This window comes from Mesorhizobium sp. B2-3-7 (genome assembly GCF_006442695.1).
Lineage (GTDB): Bacteria > Pseudomonadota > Alphaproteobacteria > Rhizobiales > Rhizobiaceae > Mesorhizobium.
The window spans coordinates 272,784-288,533 of sequence record NZ_VFVV01000001.1; the positions used below are offsets into that span (position 1 = coordinate 272,784).

Annotated in this window: 14 protein-coding genes; 7 read left to right on the plus strand and 7 right to left on the minus strand. The window is 64.0% G+C overall.

The genetic code is table 11. The features are described from left to right. The first annotated feature begins 523 nt into the window (after window positions 1-523). Window positions 524-949: a hypothetical protein gene (locus FJ940_RS01385; RefSeq protein ID WP_140654942.1), complete on the plus strand. Its 426-nt coding sequence runs from the start codon at window positions 524-526 to the stop codon at window positions 947-949. Between the two features lie 34 nt (window positions 950-983). Further along, complete coding sequence (locus FJ940_RS01390; RefSeq protein WP_140513964.1) at window positions 984-1,391, plus strand: lysozyme inhibitor LprI family protein; 408 nt, start codon at window positions 984-986, stop codon at window positions 1,389-1,391. 41 nt (window positions 1,392-1,432) lie between these two features. Here FJ940_RS01390 and FJ940_RS01395 read toward each other — a convergent pair whose 3' ends face one another. The 6 genes from FJ940_RS01395 to FJ940_RS01420 form a co-directional block, all read right to left on the minus strand. Continuing rightward, on the minus strand, window positions 1,433-1,627 hold the full coding sequence (locus FJ940_RS01395; RefSeq protein WP_224618118.1) for a hypothetical protein: 195 nt from the start codon (window positions 1,625-1,627) through the stop codon (window positions 1,433-1,435). Between the two features lie 110 nt (window positions 1,628-1,737). Beyond that, window positions 1,738-2,199: a MucR family transcriptional regulator gene (locus FJ940_RS01400; protein ID WP_140492615.1), complete on the minus strand. Its 462-nt coding sequence runs from the start codon at window positions 2,197-2,199 to the stop codon at window positions 1,738-1,740. 216 nt (window positions 2,200-2,415) lie between these two features. Then, a complete protein-coding gene (locus tag FJ940_RS01405; protein WP_140625402.1) occupies window positions 2,416-3,120 on the minus strand; it encodes an ROK family protein in 705 nt (234 codons plus the stop codon). A gap of 16 nt (window positions 3,121-3,136) precedes the next feature. Beyond that, a complete protein-coding gene (gene zwf / locus FJ940_RS01410) occupies window positions 3,137-4,513 on the minus strand; it encodes a glucose-6-phosphate dehydrogenase (RefSeq protein WP_140654945.1) in 1,377 nt (458 codons plus the stop codon). A 22-nt stretch (window positions 4,514-4,535) separates the two neighbouring features. Beyond that, window positions 4,536-5,552 (minus strand): phosphogluconate dehydrogenase (NAD(+)-dependent, decarboxylating), encoded by a 1,017-nt coding sequence (gnd, locus tag FJ940_RS01415; protein ID WP_140654948.1) that lies wholly within the window; start codon window positions 5,550-5,552, stop codon window positions 4,536-4,538. 42 nt (window positions 5,553-5,594) lie between these two features. Then, window positions 5,595-8,012: a glucan 1,4-alpha-glucosidase gene (locus tag FJ940_RS01420; protein ID WP_140654951.1), complete on the minus strand. Its 2,418-nt coding sequence runs from the start codon at window positions 8,010-8,012 to the stop codon at window positions 5,595-5,597. Between the two features lie 208 nt (window positions 8,013-8,220). Here FJ940_RS01420 and FJ940_RS01425 point away from each other — a divergent pair, with 208 nt between their 5' ends. From FJ940_RS01425 to FJ940_RS01445, 5 genes are all read left to right on the plus strand, one after another. Beyond that, the gene (locus FJ940_RS01425) at window positions 8,221-9,234 is read left to right on the plus strand and encodes an ABC transporter substrate-binding protein (RefSeq protein WP_140492600.1); all 1,014 of its coding nucleotides are present in this window, start codon (window positions 8,221-8,223) and stop codon (window positions 9,232-9,234) included. 49 nt (window positions 9,235-9,283) lie between these two features. Continuing rightward, window positions 9,284-10,747: a sugar ABC transporter ATP-binding protein gene (locus FJ940_RS01430; RefSeq protein WP_140559251.1), complete on the plus strand. Its 1,464-nt coding sequence runs from the start codon at window positions 9,284-9,286 to the stop codon at window positions 10,745-10,747. A 1-nt stretch (window position 10,748) separates the two neighbouring features. Further along, the gene (locus tag FJ940_RS01435) at window positions 10,749-11,723 is read left to right on the plus strand and encodes an ABC transporter permease (RefSeq protein ID WP_140559250.1); all 975 of its coding nucleotides are present in this window, start codon (window positions 10,749-10,751) and stop codon (window positions 11,721-11,723) included. A gap of 3 nt (window positions 11,724-11,726) precedes the next feature. After that, entirely contained in the window at window positions 11,727-12,674 is a 948-nt protein-coding gene (locus FJ940_RS01440; protein ID WP_140654954.1) for an ABC transporter permease, read from the plus strand. A gap of 145 nt (window positions 12,675-12,819) precedes the next feature. Further along, window positions 12,820-14,892 carry a 3-hydroxyacyl-CoA dehydrogenase NAD-binding domain-containing protein gene (locus FJ940_RS01445; RefSeq protein WP_140654956.1) on the plus strand — a complete coding sequence of 691 codons (2,073 nt, stop codon included), beginning with the start codon at window positions 12,820-12,822 and terminating at the stop codon, window positions 14,890-14,892. Between the two features lie 27 nt (window positions 14,893-14,919). Here the strand turns inward: FJ940_RS01445 and FJ940_RS01450 are convergent, their stop codons facing one another. Continuing rightward, on the minus strand, window positions 14,920-15,726 hold the full coding sequence (locus FJ940_RS01450; RefSeq protein WP_140524652.1) for a LuxR C-terminal-related transcriptional regulator: 807 nt from the start codon (window positions 15,724-15,726) through the stop codon (window positions 14,920-14,922). Window positions 15,727-15,750: the final 24 nt, after the last annotated feature.

Below are 15,750 nucleotides of genomic sequence, written 5' to 3' on the forward strand. Positions count from 1 at the left end.
TGAATTGGAACAATAGACCATTCCATATTGGAATAATGCGAAAAGCGTACGCGTAACCAGCAATCTTTTTGCTGGCGCCTTTCTGTCATTGCATTTAAGTATTTGCTAAATCAAGCAGGGTGCTTACTGGATTATTAAGCATTTCCAAAACAGAACTCAAGACCGGGCAATTTTTCCTTGCTAGCCGGGGACATCGGTTACAACCTATGGATACATCAACCGCGCCGGCGGATCGCTGGCATGCTTGGGCGGATGGGCGCTAGGCATGAAGAGGGAAATGGACATTCGCCAAGGCGGCTCCCGCTGGGAGCGCTCCCCTCGACTTGAGGAATTGCGACGGCCGGCCGCAAAGTCGTCGAATGCATGGGCCACAGCCCGGCAATCCAAGCTTCGATACGCAGGGCAACTATCAGGGGTGCAATGGCATCGGCTGCCAGGTCGATGCGCCTGACGATGACAATTCGTCCGATGACGACGATTCCGACTGACAGCCACACTCCGCAAAGGAAGAGGAAAACCACCTATGTCTGAATTCGGCGACTTGGTTCGACGGCACGCCAAAATCGTCATGATCGGGCTGGCGGGATTGATACCGACATCTGCTTTCGCGAACGATGCCTGCGACGGCGTCGAGGTCGAAGTGACGAAGGCGCGCAAACAGGAATATGCACCGCTCGTCGCTTCGGCGATGGACAATAAGTTCAAGCCCGCCCGCGCCAAGTTCATCACCATCTTAGAAAGCGGCAACTGGAGCGCCGCGTATGTCTCCACGCCTGTTAGCGATGACGGCGTGATGTTCTTCCAGATGGTCGACGGAAAGAAGCAGTTTCGTGACGTATGGGGCGGCTATGCCGATCCATCGGAAAAGCCTGGACTGGTATCCTGGGCGAAGAAGCTTGGAGCACCGGAAAAGCTGGCCAGGTGCTTCGCCGAAACCGTTACGGAATGACGATGCCGCTCACCTGCAAAGAGGACGAGAACCGATGAAAACCGCAATTCTGACCACCGCCGTGGTTCTGGCCATGCCGGCTTTCGCTTTTGCCAAGGACAAGTGCGCCGACGCCAAGGATCAGGCCACCATGAACCAGTGCGCCGATGCTTCGTTCAGGAAATCCGACAAGAAGCTCAACGAACTTTACAAGCAGATCGAAACCCGCCTGAAGGACGACGCGGATACCAAGAAGCTTCTTGTCCAAGCGCAGCAGGATTGGATCAAGTTCCGCGACGCCGAGTGCAATTTCCAGACCGCGGGAGCGGCCGGAGGCAGCGTGGTCCCCATGCTCCTCTCGATGTGCATGGATGGCCTGACGCAATCCCGGGTCAAGGATTTCGACGGTTACCTGAACTGCAAGGAAGGCGATCTGAGCTGTTCCGTTCCGGCAGCGAACTGAGCTTTCCTGCCTGCCTGCAGGCGGGGTGGAAAATCATTCCCTCAGCGCGGCGGAGATGGCGTCGAGCCCCCCTGCAATTGCGCGCTCGCCGTGGAAGAGCGCAAGATCGGGCAGCGACAGGCCGAGGTCGAATAGCTTCTGGTCGGCGATCGAATTTCGGAGAGATTGTAACGGATGCGGTCGTAGCCGTATTCCTGCGGCGCCTCTTTCTCGATCACCAGCCTGGTGTAGTTCATGGCTTTCCCAAGGCCTGTCTGCACATCCAAGCCACAAAAGCATGAAGCCTGCCAAGACGGACCGCCGGCAGGCCTCAATCAAACCATTGGCTCAGCGCCGGAATGCGCGCTCAGGCCGAGACCTTGGCTTTCCTGCCCCTGGCCGGCGCTTTCGGGGCGACGGCCTTGCGGCCGAGACCGATCGACTTCGCCAGTTCCGAACGCGAGGCCGCGTAATTGGGAGCGACCATCGGATAGTCCGACGGCAAGCCCCATTTGGCGCGGTAGGCGTCCGGCGTCAGGCCGAAATGCACGCCCAGATGACGCTTCAGCGATTTGAACTTCTTGCCATCCTCCAGGCAGATGATGAAATCCGGCGTCACCGACTTCTTGGGATTGACCGCCGGCACGAGCGGCGCCGCCACGGGTACGGCCGGCTGGCCGAGCCCGCTGATCGAAGCGCTGACGCTGGCGATGAGGTCGGCCAGGCCGGAGGCGGGCAGGCGGTTCTTCTCGACGTAAGCCGACACGATATGGGCGGTCAGCTCGAGAAGGTCGATATCCTTGCGAGCGTCGTTGCTGTCGTCGGTCAATCTATTTTCCTCCGTCTATGGCGTATGGGGCCCGAAATCGGCACAGTTTCGGATGGGATGATGCGCAAAGTTAAAGTCCGGCGGCGTCTTTGCACGTCCCTCGCGGTTCGTCGCGATGTAGTGCGCCGGAATTCCTAGTCGGCAAATCTGCGCAATGCAACGACTTGGCCCCGCGTCACACATTATTTTGAATAACTATACTGAACTGTAATATTATCAGACGATCAGGGCCTTGTCTCGCCACAGACGAAATCCGCCTTCGAAGGCGCGTGTGTTGTCGCCGCGCCTGCTGTCGGCGGGCAAATCGTCGAGCTTGTCGACATTGCCGCCGCCGATGACGACATAATCGGGCTGCATGGCGGCGCGCAGCCGGTCGACGACGTCGAAGACGGATTTGCGCCACTTCTTCTTGCCGCGTTTTACCAGGCCGCGCTCACCGACATAGTCCTCGAAGCTCTTGCCCTTCTTGTAGGGAAGATGGGCGAGTTCCATCGGTTGGGCGACGTTGTCGACGATCATCGCCGCACCCAGGCCGGTTCCCAGCCCCAGGAACAGCATGCGGCCGCCTTCATAGCTGCCGATGGCCTGCATCAGCGCGTCGTTGACCACCTTGACCGGCTTGCCGAACTGCGCGGCGAAGTCGAAGCCGGCCCAGCCCTTGCCGAGATTGGCGGGATCGAGCAAGGGCCTGTTGTGATGCACCGGGCCGGGATAGCCCATCGAGACGACGTCGTAGGACAGCCCGTCGGCCAGCGCCGTCACGGCATCGATCATCTGCTGGGGCATCAGATCCGGCCCGGAATCGGCGCGGCGCTCAGCACCGCCTGAGCTGGTGAGTATCTTGACGTGCGAGCCGCCGATGTCGATCGACAGCACGATCGGATCGCCGCTCGCCGCTTTCGGCCTTGCCGCCCTGGCCATGCTGCCCTCTCCCAGCCTATTTCGATGGATTGATCCAGCCGTTCGGCGGCCCGAAGCCGTTCATTGCGGCTGCCGGCCCCCAGGTCTTCGGTTCATAAAGATGTGGCGGCGTGGTGTCGCCGAGCACCGGCCCGACGATGCGCCAGGCGAGTTCGCTGGCGTCCTGGCGGGTAAAAAGCTGGCCATTGCCGTTCATGGCATCGCCGATCAGCCGTTCATAGGGCGGCATATCGCCCTTGCTGTCGTCGAGCGCCGTCAGTTCGACCTGTTCGCCGACCATGTCGTCGCCCGCTGCCTTGCGCTGGGCGCCGATCGAGATCGCCACCTGCGGGTCGATGCGGAAGCGCACATAGTTGGCGTCGTTCGGCTTGATCGGGTCGAAGACATCGAGCGGCGGCCGCTTCAGCCGCACGATCACCTCCGTGGCATGCACCGGCATGTTCTTGCCGGCGCGGATGAAGAACGGCACGTCCCGCCAGCGCCAGGTGTCGACGAGGAAGCGCACCGCCGCGAAGGTTTCGACCGGCGAGTTGGGCGCCACGCCGGGCTCGGCGAGATAGCCGTCGAATTGGCCACGCACGATATCGTCCTTGGTCAGGGTGCGGATCGCGCGCAGCACCTGCACCTTCTCGTCGATCAGGTCGTCGGCGGAACGGCCGACCGGCGGTTCCATCGCCAGCAGCAGGAGGATGTTGAGCAGATGGTTCTCGATGACGTCCCTGACGCAGCCGACCTCGTCATAGAAGCGGCCGCGCCCATCGATGCCGAAATCCTCGGCCATGGTGATCTGCACGCTCTCGACGAAATTGCGGTTCCAGATCGGTTCCAGGAAGGAATTGGCGAAGCGGAAATAGAGCAGGTTCTGGATCGCCTCCTTGCCGAGATAGTGATCGATGCGGAAGATCGACTGTTCGTCGAACACCAGATGCAGCACTCGGTTCAGCCAGCGCGCCGATTGCAGGTCATGGCCGAAGGGCTTTTCCACCATCAGCCGCGCGCCGCGCGCCGTGCCCGATTGCTCCAGGCCCTGGACCACCGTCTCGAACATGGTCGGCGGCACCGCCATGTAGTGCAGCGGCCGCTGGGCGGTGCCCAGCGCGCTCTTCAGTTTCTCGAACGTGGCCGGGTCGCGATAGTCGCCGCTGACATAGCGCAGCAGCGAAGCGAGTTTGGCGAAGACCTTCTCGTCGATCTTGCCGAGCGTATTGACGATGCCGTCGCGCGCGCGGTCCTGCAATTTCCTCAAATCCCAGGCGTCGAAGGCGACGCCGATCACCGGTTCGCTGAGCGTTCCCTTGGCGACCATGGCGTAGAGAGACGGAAATATCTTCTTGTGGGCGAGGTCGCCGGTCGCCCCGAAGAGCACCAGCGTATCGGACCGTTCCGGGCTCATGAGTGCGTCTCCCCTGCCGCCGTCACTTGCCGGCCTTCGGTTTTTCGACATGGCCGCCGAATGCATAGCGCATGGCCGACAAGAGCTTGTCGGCGAATTCGGATTCGCCTTGCGAGGAGAAGCGGTCGAACAGGGCCGAGGACAGCACCGGCGCCGGCACGCCGGTGTCGATGGCCGCTTTCAGGGTCCAGCGGCCTTCGCCGGAATCGGACACCCGGCCGCCAAACTGGGTCAGGCCGGGATCGCTCTTCAACGCGCCGGCGGTGAGATCAAGCAGCCACGAGCCGATGACGCTGCCATGCCGCCAGACCTCGGCCACTTCGGCAAGGTCGATGTCAAACTGGTAGTATTCGGGGTTCTGCAACGGGCTGGTCTCGGCATCGGCCTCGCGCTTGACCTTGCCGGCATTGCCGGCCTTGAGAATATTCATGCCTTCGGCATAGGCGGCCATGACGCCGTACTCGATGCCGTTATGGATCATCTTGACGAAGTGGCCGGCGCCGCTCGGGCCACAATGCAGATAGCCGAAGGGCGCCGTGCCGGCCGTCTTGTCGGGAGCGGGCGCACCGGCATCCGCGCCGGGCGCCAGCGTGGCGAAGACCGAATCGAGATGCCGGACCGCGTCATCGGGCCCGCCGATCATCAGGCAGTAGCCGCGATCCAGGCCCCAGACGCCGCCGCTGGTGCCGACATCGACATAGTTGAGGCCCTTGGCGGCGAGCTTGGCGGCCCGGTCGACGTCGTCGTGATAGTAGGAATTGCCGCCGTCGATGATGATGTCGCCGGGTTCCATCAGCGCCGCCACCTGATCGACGATCTTGCCGGTGATGGCCGCAGGCAGCATCAGCCACACGCAGCGCGGCTTGGCGAGCTTGCCGACGAATTCCGCCATCGATGCAGCCCCCGAGGCGCCGTCGCCGACCAGGGCCGCGACGCTTGCCGGGTTGATGTCGTAGACGACGCATTCGTGGCCGTCACGCATCAGGCGCCGGACCATGTTGGCGCCCATTCGGCCCAGTCCCATCATTCCGATCTGCATGGTCTCATCCTTGTGTCTTGAAGAGGATCTGCCGGGAAGGATCTACAGTCTGTCCTGTTCACCAATGATGACGGAGAAGTCGACATTCTCCCAATCGCCGCTGCCGGGCCAGAAAAAAGTGAAGATCAGCGTGCTCCCCTCGGGCAGGCCGGCGACCGGCAGATCAGCAACATGGACGCCGAAGGCATTCTCGCTGGTCGCGCTGTCATGCACGGTCGCCCAATTGTCGACGCTCCAATGAACGGTTGCCTTCGCCAAAAGCTCGACGCGCATTGTCTTGCCGGCCGGCATGGAACGGATCTTGTTGTTGAAGCGCCATGTCCGGAACGGCGAGACGGTCCTATTGTCGATATAGCGTTCGACGCCTTGCGGCGGCATGTCGAACACCGCGCCGTCGCGCAGCGAGCGCAGCAGCTTGATATGTTCGGAATGCGCCCAGACCAGCGGCATGGCGCTGCCCGAGGGCTTGCCATGCAGCAGTTCGCGCTCGGGGAGGTCGGCGCCGTCCCAGATCTGCTCCGGCAACAGGCCGCCCGGTCCGGACGAGCCCTCCATTGCCGCCAGCAGCGAGGTCGCCTTGTCCTTGCGTCCGGCCGCCAGCTCGTAATGGGCCCGTTCGCCGGCGAGCAACGGCCAGGGGCGGCCCTGGCCGGTGCCGTCGAATGGCGCGCCGTCCTCGTGCTCGCCATAGCCGTCGCCGGTGTAGCGATACCAGAGCGGCCCCTGCGGCAGTTGCCGGCGCAGCTGCGCGTCGATGACCTTGACCGTGTCGACGATGCGCGGATCGTCGGCTGCCCTGAGGCCAAAGCGCACCAGGGCAAATGCGTCCGGGCTGACGATTTCCTGCGCCGGCCGGTCGGCATCGCCAGGCGGGCGGTTTTTGATCGGCACATAGCCGTCCTTCGGCGAACCGGCCTCGGCGCTGTCGGGCGGTGCGATGCGGACATAGTAACCCGCGACGCCGGTCGCCTCGCAGCTTGCCGTGCCGGTGACATAGGTCCAGCGCTCGACCTGGTCGTTCCAGCCGTCGGTGGTCTCGCGCAGATAGCTTGCTGCGTCCTGCTTGCCGCAGGCCTCCAGCATATCCGCGGCGGCAAGCAGCGCCGCGATCTCAACGGCGAGCGTGAACGGGCTGTAACCGGAATCCTCCTCCCAACGGTCCTCGCCGGTGACGGGTCCATTGCGCACGACATAGGCTGCGGCGCGCTCGATCATTGGCAGGAAGGCCAAAAGCCTGGCGCGCGGCAAATGGCCCTGGCGCCGCAGCGCATCCGCCAGCAGCAGCGGAAAGGCGCATTCGTCCATCTGGATGCCCGGCCAATAAGCTGTCCCATCGAGCCAGGCGTTCTGCGGCCAGTGGCCATCCGGCTGCTGGATGGAGCAGAGATAGTCGAGGGTTTGCAGGGCCGAAGCGGCATCGCCGGCGGCGAGAAAGCCGCCCGCCGTCTCGACCAGATCGCGCGGCCAGACCAGATGATAGCCGCCGAGATCGTCGTCGCCCTTGTCGAAGCCCCATGGGATAGACAGGCTGGCGACCGCCGCGCCCGGCATGAGCGATGACCGGTGCGTCGCCAGGACGGCGGTGGAGATCCTGTAGCTGTTCACTCCGGACGCGCCACGGCGGTCCAGCCGCAGCAGGCCAGCCTGCCATTCGCGCCATCGTTCGGCGTAGGAAGTCGCCGCCGCCGCGAAACCCTGCCTGAGGCTGGCGAAGGCATTTCGAGCGGCCTCTTCGGACGTCGCCCCGAAGCCCAGCGCCAGTACCGTTTTGGTGCTGTTGGCGGAAAACCCGATTTCGCCGGTCAGCGCTACATTGCCGTCCTCGGCTTGCTGAAAGGCTGGATCGAGCCGACCGGTGTTGCGCAGTTGCTGCCAGCCGTCGGAGACGCCGACATATCCCGCCGAGCCGTTCCGCCAGGGCAGCGATGAGGCCAGCGCAAGGCAAGTGCCGCGGCCCGAGGCGAACAGCACAGGCTCTCCCTCATGGTCGCCGACCCAGGCGGTGTTGCCCATGCCGGCATTGACCAGATGCGGCGCCAGCAAGGCGTGGACGCGGTAGTCGCCCGGCGCGCCCTTGAGCGGCGTGAAGGTGATCTCCTGCAGCAAGGTGGGTCGTGCAGGGTCGGCCAGGATACGCTTCTCGATCCGGTAGGCGCCGTCATCAGCGGTGTTGACCAGCCTGTAGGCTGGCACGCCTTCTTCGAACGGTTCGATGCCATGCGCGGCATCACGTTTTTCTTCCGAGAAATATCCGTTCGGGCCGGTGACAATCAGGCCGAGGTCGCGGGTGCAGGCACTGTCGACACCGGGATAGTAGATCTCGTTCAGGATGCCATGGCTGACCGTGAACCAGACGCGGCTCGACGGCGAAAGCGCCGCGCCGACGCCGCTTTTGGCGCTTGACGTCCAGCGCGCCGGAATTCCCGGAGCCCCCGGGGGAACGATCGGCGTCACTGCCATGCGTCTGCGGCCTCCTGCCCGCATGCCTAGCCCATCCACCGAAGCCTTTTCAATCGTCGCACCGCAATGTGATCAGCGGCATCTTATGGATTGCAGTTGACAGCTCGCCGGCCTTCTGCACTTTTGTCTGACAATAGATAAAAAACAGGTACGCAAGCGCGATAGTCACCAGCAGCCATCAAGACCAGCAACTCGGGAGGAGTATGACATGAAGAAACTGTTCGTCCTGGGCACCCTTGCAGCGGTGCTCGCAGCCGGTACGGCGTTTGCCGACACCAGCGGCAAGAAGATCGCTTTCTCCAACAATTACGCCGGCAATTCGTGGCGGCAGGCGATGCTCGACAGCTACAACGCCGTCACCAAGAAGGCGGTGGCCGACAAGGTGGTCGGGGCCGCCGATGTCTTCACGACGGCCGACAAGGAAGTGCCGACCCAGGCAGCCCAGGTGCAAAACCTGATTCTACAGGGCTATGACGCCATCGTCATCAACGCCGCCTCGCCCGACGCGCTGAACGGTGCCATCAAGCAGGCCTGCGACGCCGGCATCGTGGTCGTTTCCTTCGACGGCATCGTCACCGAACCCTGCGCCTACCGCGTCGTCGTCGACTATAAGGACATGGGCAAGCAGGAAGTCGAGCATATGGCCAAGTTCCAGCCCAAGGGCGGCAACCTGCTCGAGATCCGTGGCCTCGCCGGCACCTCGATCGACGACGCCATCCATGCCGGCATCCTCGAAGGCGTGGCCGCCCATCCCGAGTTCAAGATCGTCGGCTCGGTGACCGGCGACTGGGACCAGACGACGGCGCAGAAGGCGGTGGCGACCATCCTGCCCTCGCTGCCCGAAATCGTCGGCATCGTCGACCAGGGCGGTGACGGCTATGGCGCCGCGCAAGCCTTCGCCGCCGCCGGCAAGCCGCGCCCGACCATCATCATGGGCAACCGCCAGGACGAGCTGAAATGGTGGAAGGAACAGAAGGAAAAGGACGGCTACCAGACCTGGTCGGCCTCGATCGCGCCCGGTGTCTCGACGCTCGCCTTCTGGGTGGCGCAGCAAGTGCTCGACGGCCGCAAGGACATTCCCCACGACCTGCTGGTGCCGTATCTCGCCTTCACTCAGGACGATTTCGAGGCCGCTCTGCCGAAGATCAAGGAGGGCGGTGTCGCCACGCACGAATACACACAGGAAGATGCCATCGCGGCCATCAAAGCCAATATCAAGTAAATGTCGCACACGCGTTGCCGTGCACATCGCCGACCGGATATCGTTGAGCATGCCTGAAGGGAACGCGGACATCATCAGACTGAGCGGCGCCGAAAAACACTTCGGCGCCGTTCGCGCGCTTGGCGGCGTCGACTTCACTGTCGGGCCCGGCGAGTGCGTCGGCCTCGTCGGCCACAACGGCGCCGGCAAATCGACGCTCATGCACATGGTGGCGGGCACGCTGACACCCGACAGCGGAACGATCGGCGTGCATGGTGAGGCCGAGGAGAACTACTCGGTGTCGCGGGCACAGCAGCTCGGCATACGCTGCGTGTTCCAGGAATTGTCGCTGTGCCCCAATCTCAGCGTCGCCGAGAACACGCGCATCAACCACGCCTCGCTCACCGGCTTCGGCTGGCGGCGCAAGGCGGCCGAGCTGATCACGGCCAAGCTGGACGAAATCTTTCCCGACCATGGCATTTCGGCGGCCGACATCGCCGGTGACCTTTCAATCGGACGGCGACAGATGGTGGAGGTGGCGCGCGCGTTCACGCTGACCCGCGAGCCGCTCCACCTGGTCATCCTCGACGAGCCGACGTCCTCGCTCGACGCGCACACGGCGGGGCAGTTGCTTGCCTTCGTGCGCCGCTTCGTCGCGTCGGGTGGGAGCTGCATTCTCATCTCCCACGTGCTGGGCGAAGTGCTGCAGAACGCCGATCGCATCGTCGTGATGCGCGACGGCAAGGTTGTCGGCGCCGACGCGGCGAACGCTTTCGACCGCGATAGGCTGGTCGCCACCATGGGCGGCGCCGAAGGACATCGGAGGACCGCCACCGAAATCCGGAAAGCCGAGGCCGGCCCGTTGCGCGTGCGCGCCCGGCCGGCGCGGCAGCAGGACGGCAAGGAGCTGGTGGCCCGCGCCGGCGAGATCATCGGACTTGCCGGCCTGGCCGGCCATGGCCAGACCGACCTGCTGCTGGCGATCTTCGCCGCGGCATCGCGCGCCAAGGCCGGCGTCGAGGTCACCGCACCGGTGGCGCTTGTGGCCGGCGACCGCCAGGCGGACGGCATCTTTCCGCAGTGGTCGATCGCTGAAAATATCGGCATCCGCTCGCTGGCTCGGCTGCGCAACGGGCTGCTGATCTCGCCGCGGCGAGAGGCCGAACTGGCCGGGTTCTGGCAAAAGAAGATCGGCATCCGCACGCCGGATATGAACAACAACATCTTTTCGCTGTCGGGCGGCAACCAGCAGAAGGCTTTGTTCGCCCGGGCTCTCGGCTCCGACGCCGGGATCGTGCTGATGGACGACCCGATGCGCGGCGTCGACATCGGCACCAAGCTCGAGGTTTACGATCTCGTGCGCGAGGAGGCCGGCAAGGGCCGCACCTTCCTCTGGTACACCACGGAAACGGAAGAACTCGACAATTGCGACCATGTCTATGTCTTCAAGAACGGCCGCATCGTCGCCAATCTGACGCGCGACGAGCTGACGGAAGAAAAGATCATCCAGTCCTCCTTCGGCGACGCGGCCTGAGATGACGGCCGTCTCTGTTCAAAACGGTTCGAAGACTTTTGGGAGCGGAGCGGCACGCGCCCGCCTGCTGCGCGGGCTGCTGCCGGCGCTGTCGCTGGTGCTGGTGCTGCTCGCCATCGCCTGGCTCAATCCGCGCGCCATCAGCTATTTCGGCTTCGGCCTGATGCTCAACCTGGCGATCCCGATCGCGCTGGCGACGATCGCGCAGATGTTCGTCATATCGGGCAACGAGCTGGACCTGTCGATCGGCACCTTTGTCGGTTTCGTCGGCTGCGTAACCGCGACCTGGTTGAAGGACGCACCGCTCATCGGCGTCCTCGTCCTGCTCGGATCGATCGGCGTCTATGCGCTGCTCGGCGCGCTGATCCACCTGCGCAATTTGCCATCGATCGTAGTGACGCTGGGCATGAGTTTCGTCTGGCAGGGGCTGGCCATTCTCGTCCTGCCCAAGCCCGGCGGCAAGGCGCCGGACTGGCTGCTGGCGATCATGGCGTTCAAGCCGCCCTTTGTGCCCTTCCCGATCATCGCGGCGCTGCTGATCGGCCTCATTGTCCATTTCGGCCTGATGCGCACCTCCTATGGCGTGATCCTGCGCGGCTCGGGCGGCAACCCTGCTGCGCTCAAACGTGCCGGCTGGTCGCTGCTCAAGACCAAGGTCGTGTTGTTCGCGCTGACGGGTCTGTTCGGCGTGCTGTCCGGCATGGCGCTGATCGGCATCACCACTTCGGCCGATGCCAATATCGGCAATGGCTACACGCTGCTTTCGATCGCCGGCGTCATCCTCGGCGGCGGCGAATTCGTCGGCGGACGCGTGTCGCCGATCGGCGCGGTGATCGGCGCGCTGACCTTGGCGCTGGCGGCATCGCCGCTGCTCACCTTCATGCACATCCCGCCCGACTGGCAGGTGGCGGCCAATGGCGCCATCCTGATCATCGTGCTGGCGGCGCGGGTGCTGATCAGCCGCAAGGAGAGGTGAGCGATGACGCTGGTTAGATCGCTGGCTGCCAAACCCTGGATCTGGTCGTTCGTCGGCGCGCTTGTGGTGTGGCTGGCGACGATCGCCTTCACCGGCGGCTATGGCGCCGGCGGCATGGTAACCGCTGCCCTTTCGCTCGCGGTGTTCATCGTCATCGTCGGCGTCGGCCAGATGTTCGTCATCACGCTTGGGCCGGGCAATGTCGACCTGTCGCTACCGGCCAATATCGGGCTCGCCAGCGCGGTCGCCATGAAGGTGATGGGCGGCAGCGATGCCATGATCGTGGTCGGGCTGCTGGCCGCGCTTGCCTGTGGTGCCGCGATCGGTGCCGTCAACTATCTGCTGATCTGGGCGCTGCGAATACCGCCGATCATCGCCACTTTGTCGGCGAGCTTCATCATCCAGTCGGTCGACATCAGCTATGGGCGCGGATTGCAGATCAAGCCGCCGCCGGGCTTTGCCGATTTCGCCAACCGGCAGGTTCTCGGCATTCCGGTGCTGGCGGTTCTCACCGTGCTGTTTACCATCGGTGCGGCCATCGCCTTGCAGCGCATGATCTATGGCCGCTCGGTGCTGGCGATAGGCCAGAACATCCGCGCCGCCTGGCTCGCCGGCGTCAATGTCGGCCGCGTCCGTTTCCTCACCTACACGCTGTCGGGCGCGCTCGGCGGCATCGACGGCGCGCTGCTCGCCGGTTATTTCCGCGGCGCCAATGTCGATATCGGCAACGAGTATTTGCTGGCTTCGATCGCCGTGGTGGTCATCGGCGGCACCTCGGTGGCCGGCGGCAAGGCCAATGTGCCCGGCGTCTGGGGCGCGGCGCTGTTCCTGGTGCTGCTTTTGACCATGCTCAACACATTCGGCGTCAGCGCCGGCGTGCGCCTGCTTTTGACCGGGCTGATCATAGTCGGCGTCATCACGGCGGCAGGCGGGGAGAAGGCGGTGCGGTGATATTCGCTTCTCTTCAACCGCAACTCGCCAGCGTGCCGTCTTACAGCCTGTCCTGACAAGTCCTGTGCCAGTGCGGCACGCGGTTCCCATTCGCGGCGCAGCCTAGTAAACCCTCCGGATCGCAGCCGGTGTCGGGAGGGTCAACTTGTCCAATTTTGTCAGCGTCGCCAGGGACAGCGACGTCGCCATCGTCGCCATCGACAATCCGCCGGTCAACGCGCTGAGCTTTCATGTCCGCGAACCACTGATGCACGCGCTGGCTGCCTTGCGTGACGACGCATCGGTCGGAGCCATCGTCGTCGCGTGCGCGGGCCAGACCTTCGTCGCCGGCGCCGACATCACCGAATTCGGCAAGCCGGTGCAACAGCCCGAGCTGCGTGCCATCATTGGGACGCTGGAAACCATCGCCAAACCTACGGTCGCCGCCATCCACGGCACCGCGCTGGGCGGCGGGCTGGAGCTGGCGCTCGGCTGTCACTTCCGCGTTGCCGATGCCGACGCCAGGCTCGGCCTGCCCGAGGTGAAGCTTGGACTGCTGCCGGGCGGCGGCGGCACGGTGCGGCTGCCGCGCCTCGTCGGCGCGATCAAAGCGCTCAGGATGATCGTTTCCGGTGCGCTGGTCGGTGCTGATGAGGCGCATGAAGCCGGACTGGTCGATGCTGTGTTCGAGAGTAACGTGATCACGCATGCCGTGAACTTCGCCAGGGAGATCGCTCGCAAGGGCGGGCCGTTCACGCCGGTGCGCGATCGCGATGACGAGATCAAGAAAACCGAGCTGGCCGCTTTCGATGCCGAGGCGGCGGATCTCGCCAGGAAGGCGCGCGGCCTCGACGCACCGATCGCTTGCGCGCAAGCGGTGCGCAACACCGTCACGATGTCGTTCGAGGAAGCTCTGGCTGCCGAACGCGCGCTGTTCATGAAGCTGGTTGCCGGCGATCAGTCGCGGGCGCAGCGGCATCTGTTCTTCGCCGAGCGTGAAGCCGCAAAGATCCCGGGCAAGGACCTTGTCCGGCGCAGGATCGCCCGCGTCGGCGTCATCGGCGCCGGCACGATGGGCGGCGGCATCGCCATGGCCTTCGCCAATGGCGGTTTTCCAGTCACCTTATTGGAGACCAGCGAGGAAGCCTTGCAGCGCGGGCTCGGCATGATCGACAAGAATTATGCCGCCTCCGTTTCGCGCGGCTCCTTGACCGAAGATGCCAGGCGCCAACGCCTCGCTCAATTCAAGGGCTCCACCGACTATTCCGACCTCGCCGATTGTGACCTGATCATCGAGGCGGTGTTCGAGGACATGGCGGTCAAGAAGGAGGTGTTCGGCAAGCTCGACGCCGCGGCCAAGCCGGGCGCCATCCTTGCCACCAACACCTCTTATCTCGATATCGACGAAATCGCCGCCTCGATCTCGCGCCCGCAGGACGTGCTCGGCCTGCACTTCTTCTCGCCGGCCAATGTCATGAAGCTGTTGGAGATCGTGCGGGCCGACAAGACCGCGCCGGACGCGCTGGCGACAGTTGTCGACGTGGCGCGCAAGATCGGCAAGGTGGCCGTCGTCGTCGGCGTCTGCCATGGGTTCGTCGGCAACCGCATGCTGGCCGCGCGCGGCTCCGAATCGGAAGCCTTGCTGCTGGAGGGCGCGACGCCCAGCCAGATCGATAACGCCTTCACCGATTTCGGCTGGCCGATGGGGCCGTTCCAGATGGGCGATCTCGCCGGCCTCGACATTGGCTGGCGCAACCGCAAGGCGCGAGGCCAGACGGCCGTGATCGCCGACACGTTGTGCGAACAGGGGCGTTTCGGCCAGAAAACCGGTCGAGGTTATTATCTTTACGAGAACGGGTCACGTATGCCGGTCCCGGACCCGCAGATCGATGCGCTGATCCGCGGTAAGGCAGCCGAGAAGGGCATCGCGTCGCGCGAAATCAGCGCGGAAGAAATCATCGAGCGCACGCTCTATCCCATGGTCAACGAGGGGGCCAAGATTCTGGAAGAAGGGATAGCCGCCCGCGCCTCCGACATCGATGTCATCTGGGTCAACGGCTATGGCTTTCCCATCGGCAAGGGCGGTCCGATGTTCTGGGCCGGCCTCGAAGGCGCGCCCAGGATCGTCGAGCGGCTCGAATATTGGCACCAGCGGACGGGCAAGGATGTTTTCAAGCCGGCGCGGCTGCTGAAACGGATGGCCGAGACCGGCTCCTGGGAGGCTGGCGCAAGACCTTGATCGAAAGGCGGTTGAAGGCCGTCGGAATTATCTTATCCGCGCGTCGATGATTTCGACAAAGCGGGCAAAAAGGCCGGCCTGCGATTTGATCTTGAGCTTGCGATAGATGTTGCGGCGATGGACCTTCACCGTCCCCGGCACGATGCGCATGGCCCGGGCGATTGATTCGGTGGAATGCCCTTGCAGCACTAGATCGACGACATGCTTTTCGCGCGGCGTCAGGGACAGGCTCTTCCAGATATGGGCGCGATCGAACTCGTTGACCGCCGCCAATGCATCGTCTTGCCTGGCCTCGGCCGGCTCGTCGGCGGGAAGGGCGGGCCAGCGCAATCGGGCGAAGGCGACCACCGCCGGCGCCATGTCGCGCAGCAGTCTGGCGTCGGCGGTCCCGAACGGACCTGAAGCGCGCAGCCGCATCAGCGACAGCACCAGCGCATCCTTGCCCGGCAGCGGAACGAAGAAGCCGACCTCCTCGGCCAGCCTGGTCTGGCTGTAGTAGGAGCGAAAATATTCGCTGGCGTAGAAGCGGTCGGGCGCCAGCTCGCGCATGCGCCAGAACCCTTCCTTGCGCTCGACCGCCGCATGGTGGAACGGATCCAGCAGGTATGGGCCTTCCTGGTAAAGCGCAACGAAGACATGGCTCTCGGCCGACGAGAAGGTCTCGAACAGCAGCGGCGGGCGTGCAGCGCCGCGATAGCCGAAGACCACGCAGTGGTCGAAGCCGACATGCTGCCGCAGCCAAGCGACCATCGCCTTGCCGAAGACGTCGCCGCTCGTCTCCCGCGTCGCCGCGACCAGCGCGGCGAGCTGGCTGTAGTCGTCGCTGCGGGACATCCAATACCCCCTTAAACAAGAAAA

What these genes read in the sequence shown, in the direction of transcription:
- FJ940_RS01450 (WP_140524652.1), bottom strand. Translation starts at nt 15,726, where the DNA reads ATGTCCCGCAGCGACGACTACAGCCAGCTCGCCGCGCTGGTCGCGGCG.
- FJ940_RS01440 (WP_140654954.1), top strand. Translation starts at nt 11,727, where the DNA reads ATGACGCTGGTTAGATCGCTGGCTGCCAAACCCTGGATCTGGTCGTTC.
- FJ940_RS01395 (WP_224618118.1), bottom strand. Translation starts at nt 1,627, where the DNA reads ATGAACTACACCAGGCTGGTGATCGAGAAAGAGGCGCCGCAGGAATAC.
- FJ940_RS01420 (WP_140654951.1), bottom strand. Translation starts at nt 8,012, where the DNA reads ATGGCAGTGACGCCGATCGTTCCCCCGGGGGCTCCGGGAATTCCGGCG.
- FJ940_RS01425 (WP_140492600.1), top strand. Translation starts at nt 8,221, where the DNA reads ATGAAGAAACTGTTCGTCCTGGGCACCCTTGCAGCGGTGCTCGCAGCC.
- zwf (WP_140654945.1), bottom strand. Translation starts at nt 4,513, where the DNA reads ATGAGCCCGGAACGGTCCGATACGCTGGTGCTCTTCGGGGCGACCGGC.
- FJ940_RS01390 (WP_140513964.1), top strand. Translation starts at nt 984, where the DNA reads ATGAAAACCGCAATTCTGACCACCGCCGTGGTTCTGGCCATGCCGGCT.
- FJ940_RS01405 (WP_140625402.1), bottom strand. Translation starts at nt 3,120, where the DNA reads ATGGCCAGGGCGGCAAGGCCGAAAGCGGCGAGCGGCGATCCGATCGTG.
- FJ940_RS01385 (WP_140654942.1), top strand. Translation starts at nt 524, where the DNA reads ATGTCTGAATTCGGCGACTTGGTTCGACGGCACGCCAAAATCGTCATG.
- gnd (WP_140654948.1), bottom strand. Translation starts at nt 5,552, where the DNA reads ATGCAGATCGGAATGATGGGACTGGGCCGAATGGGCGCCAACATGGTC.
- FJ940_RS01435 (WP_140559250.1), top strand. Translation starts at nt 10,749, where the DNA reads ATGACGGCCGTCTCTGTTCAAAACGGTTCGAAGACTTTTGGGAGCGGA.
- FJ940_RS01430 (WP_140559251.1), top strand. Translation starts at nt 9,284, where the DNA reads ATGCCTGAAGGGAACGCGGACATCATCAGACTGAGCGGCGCCGAAAAA.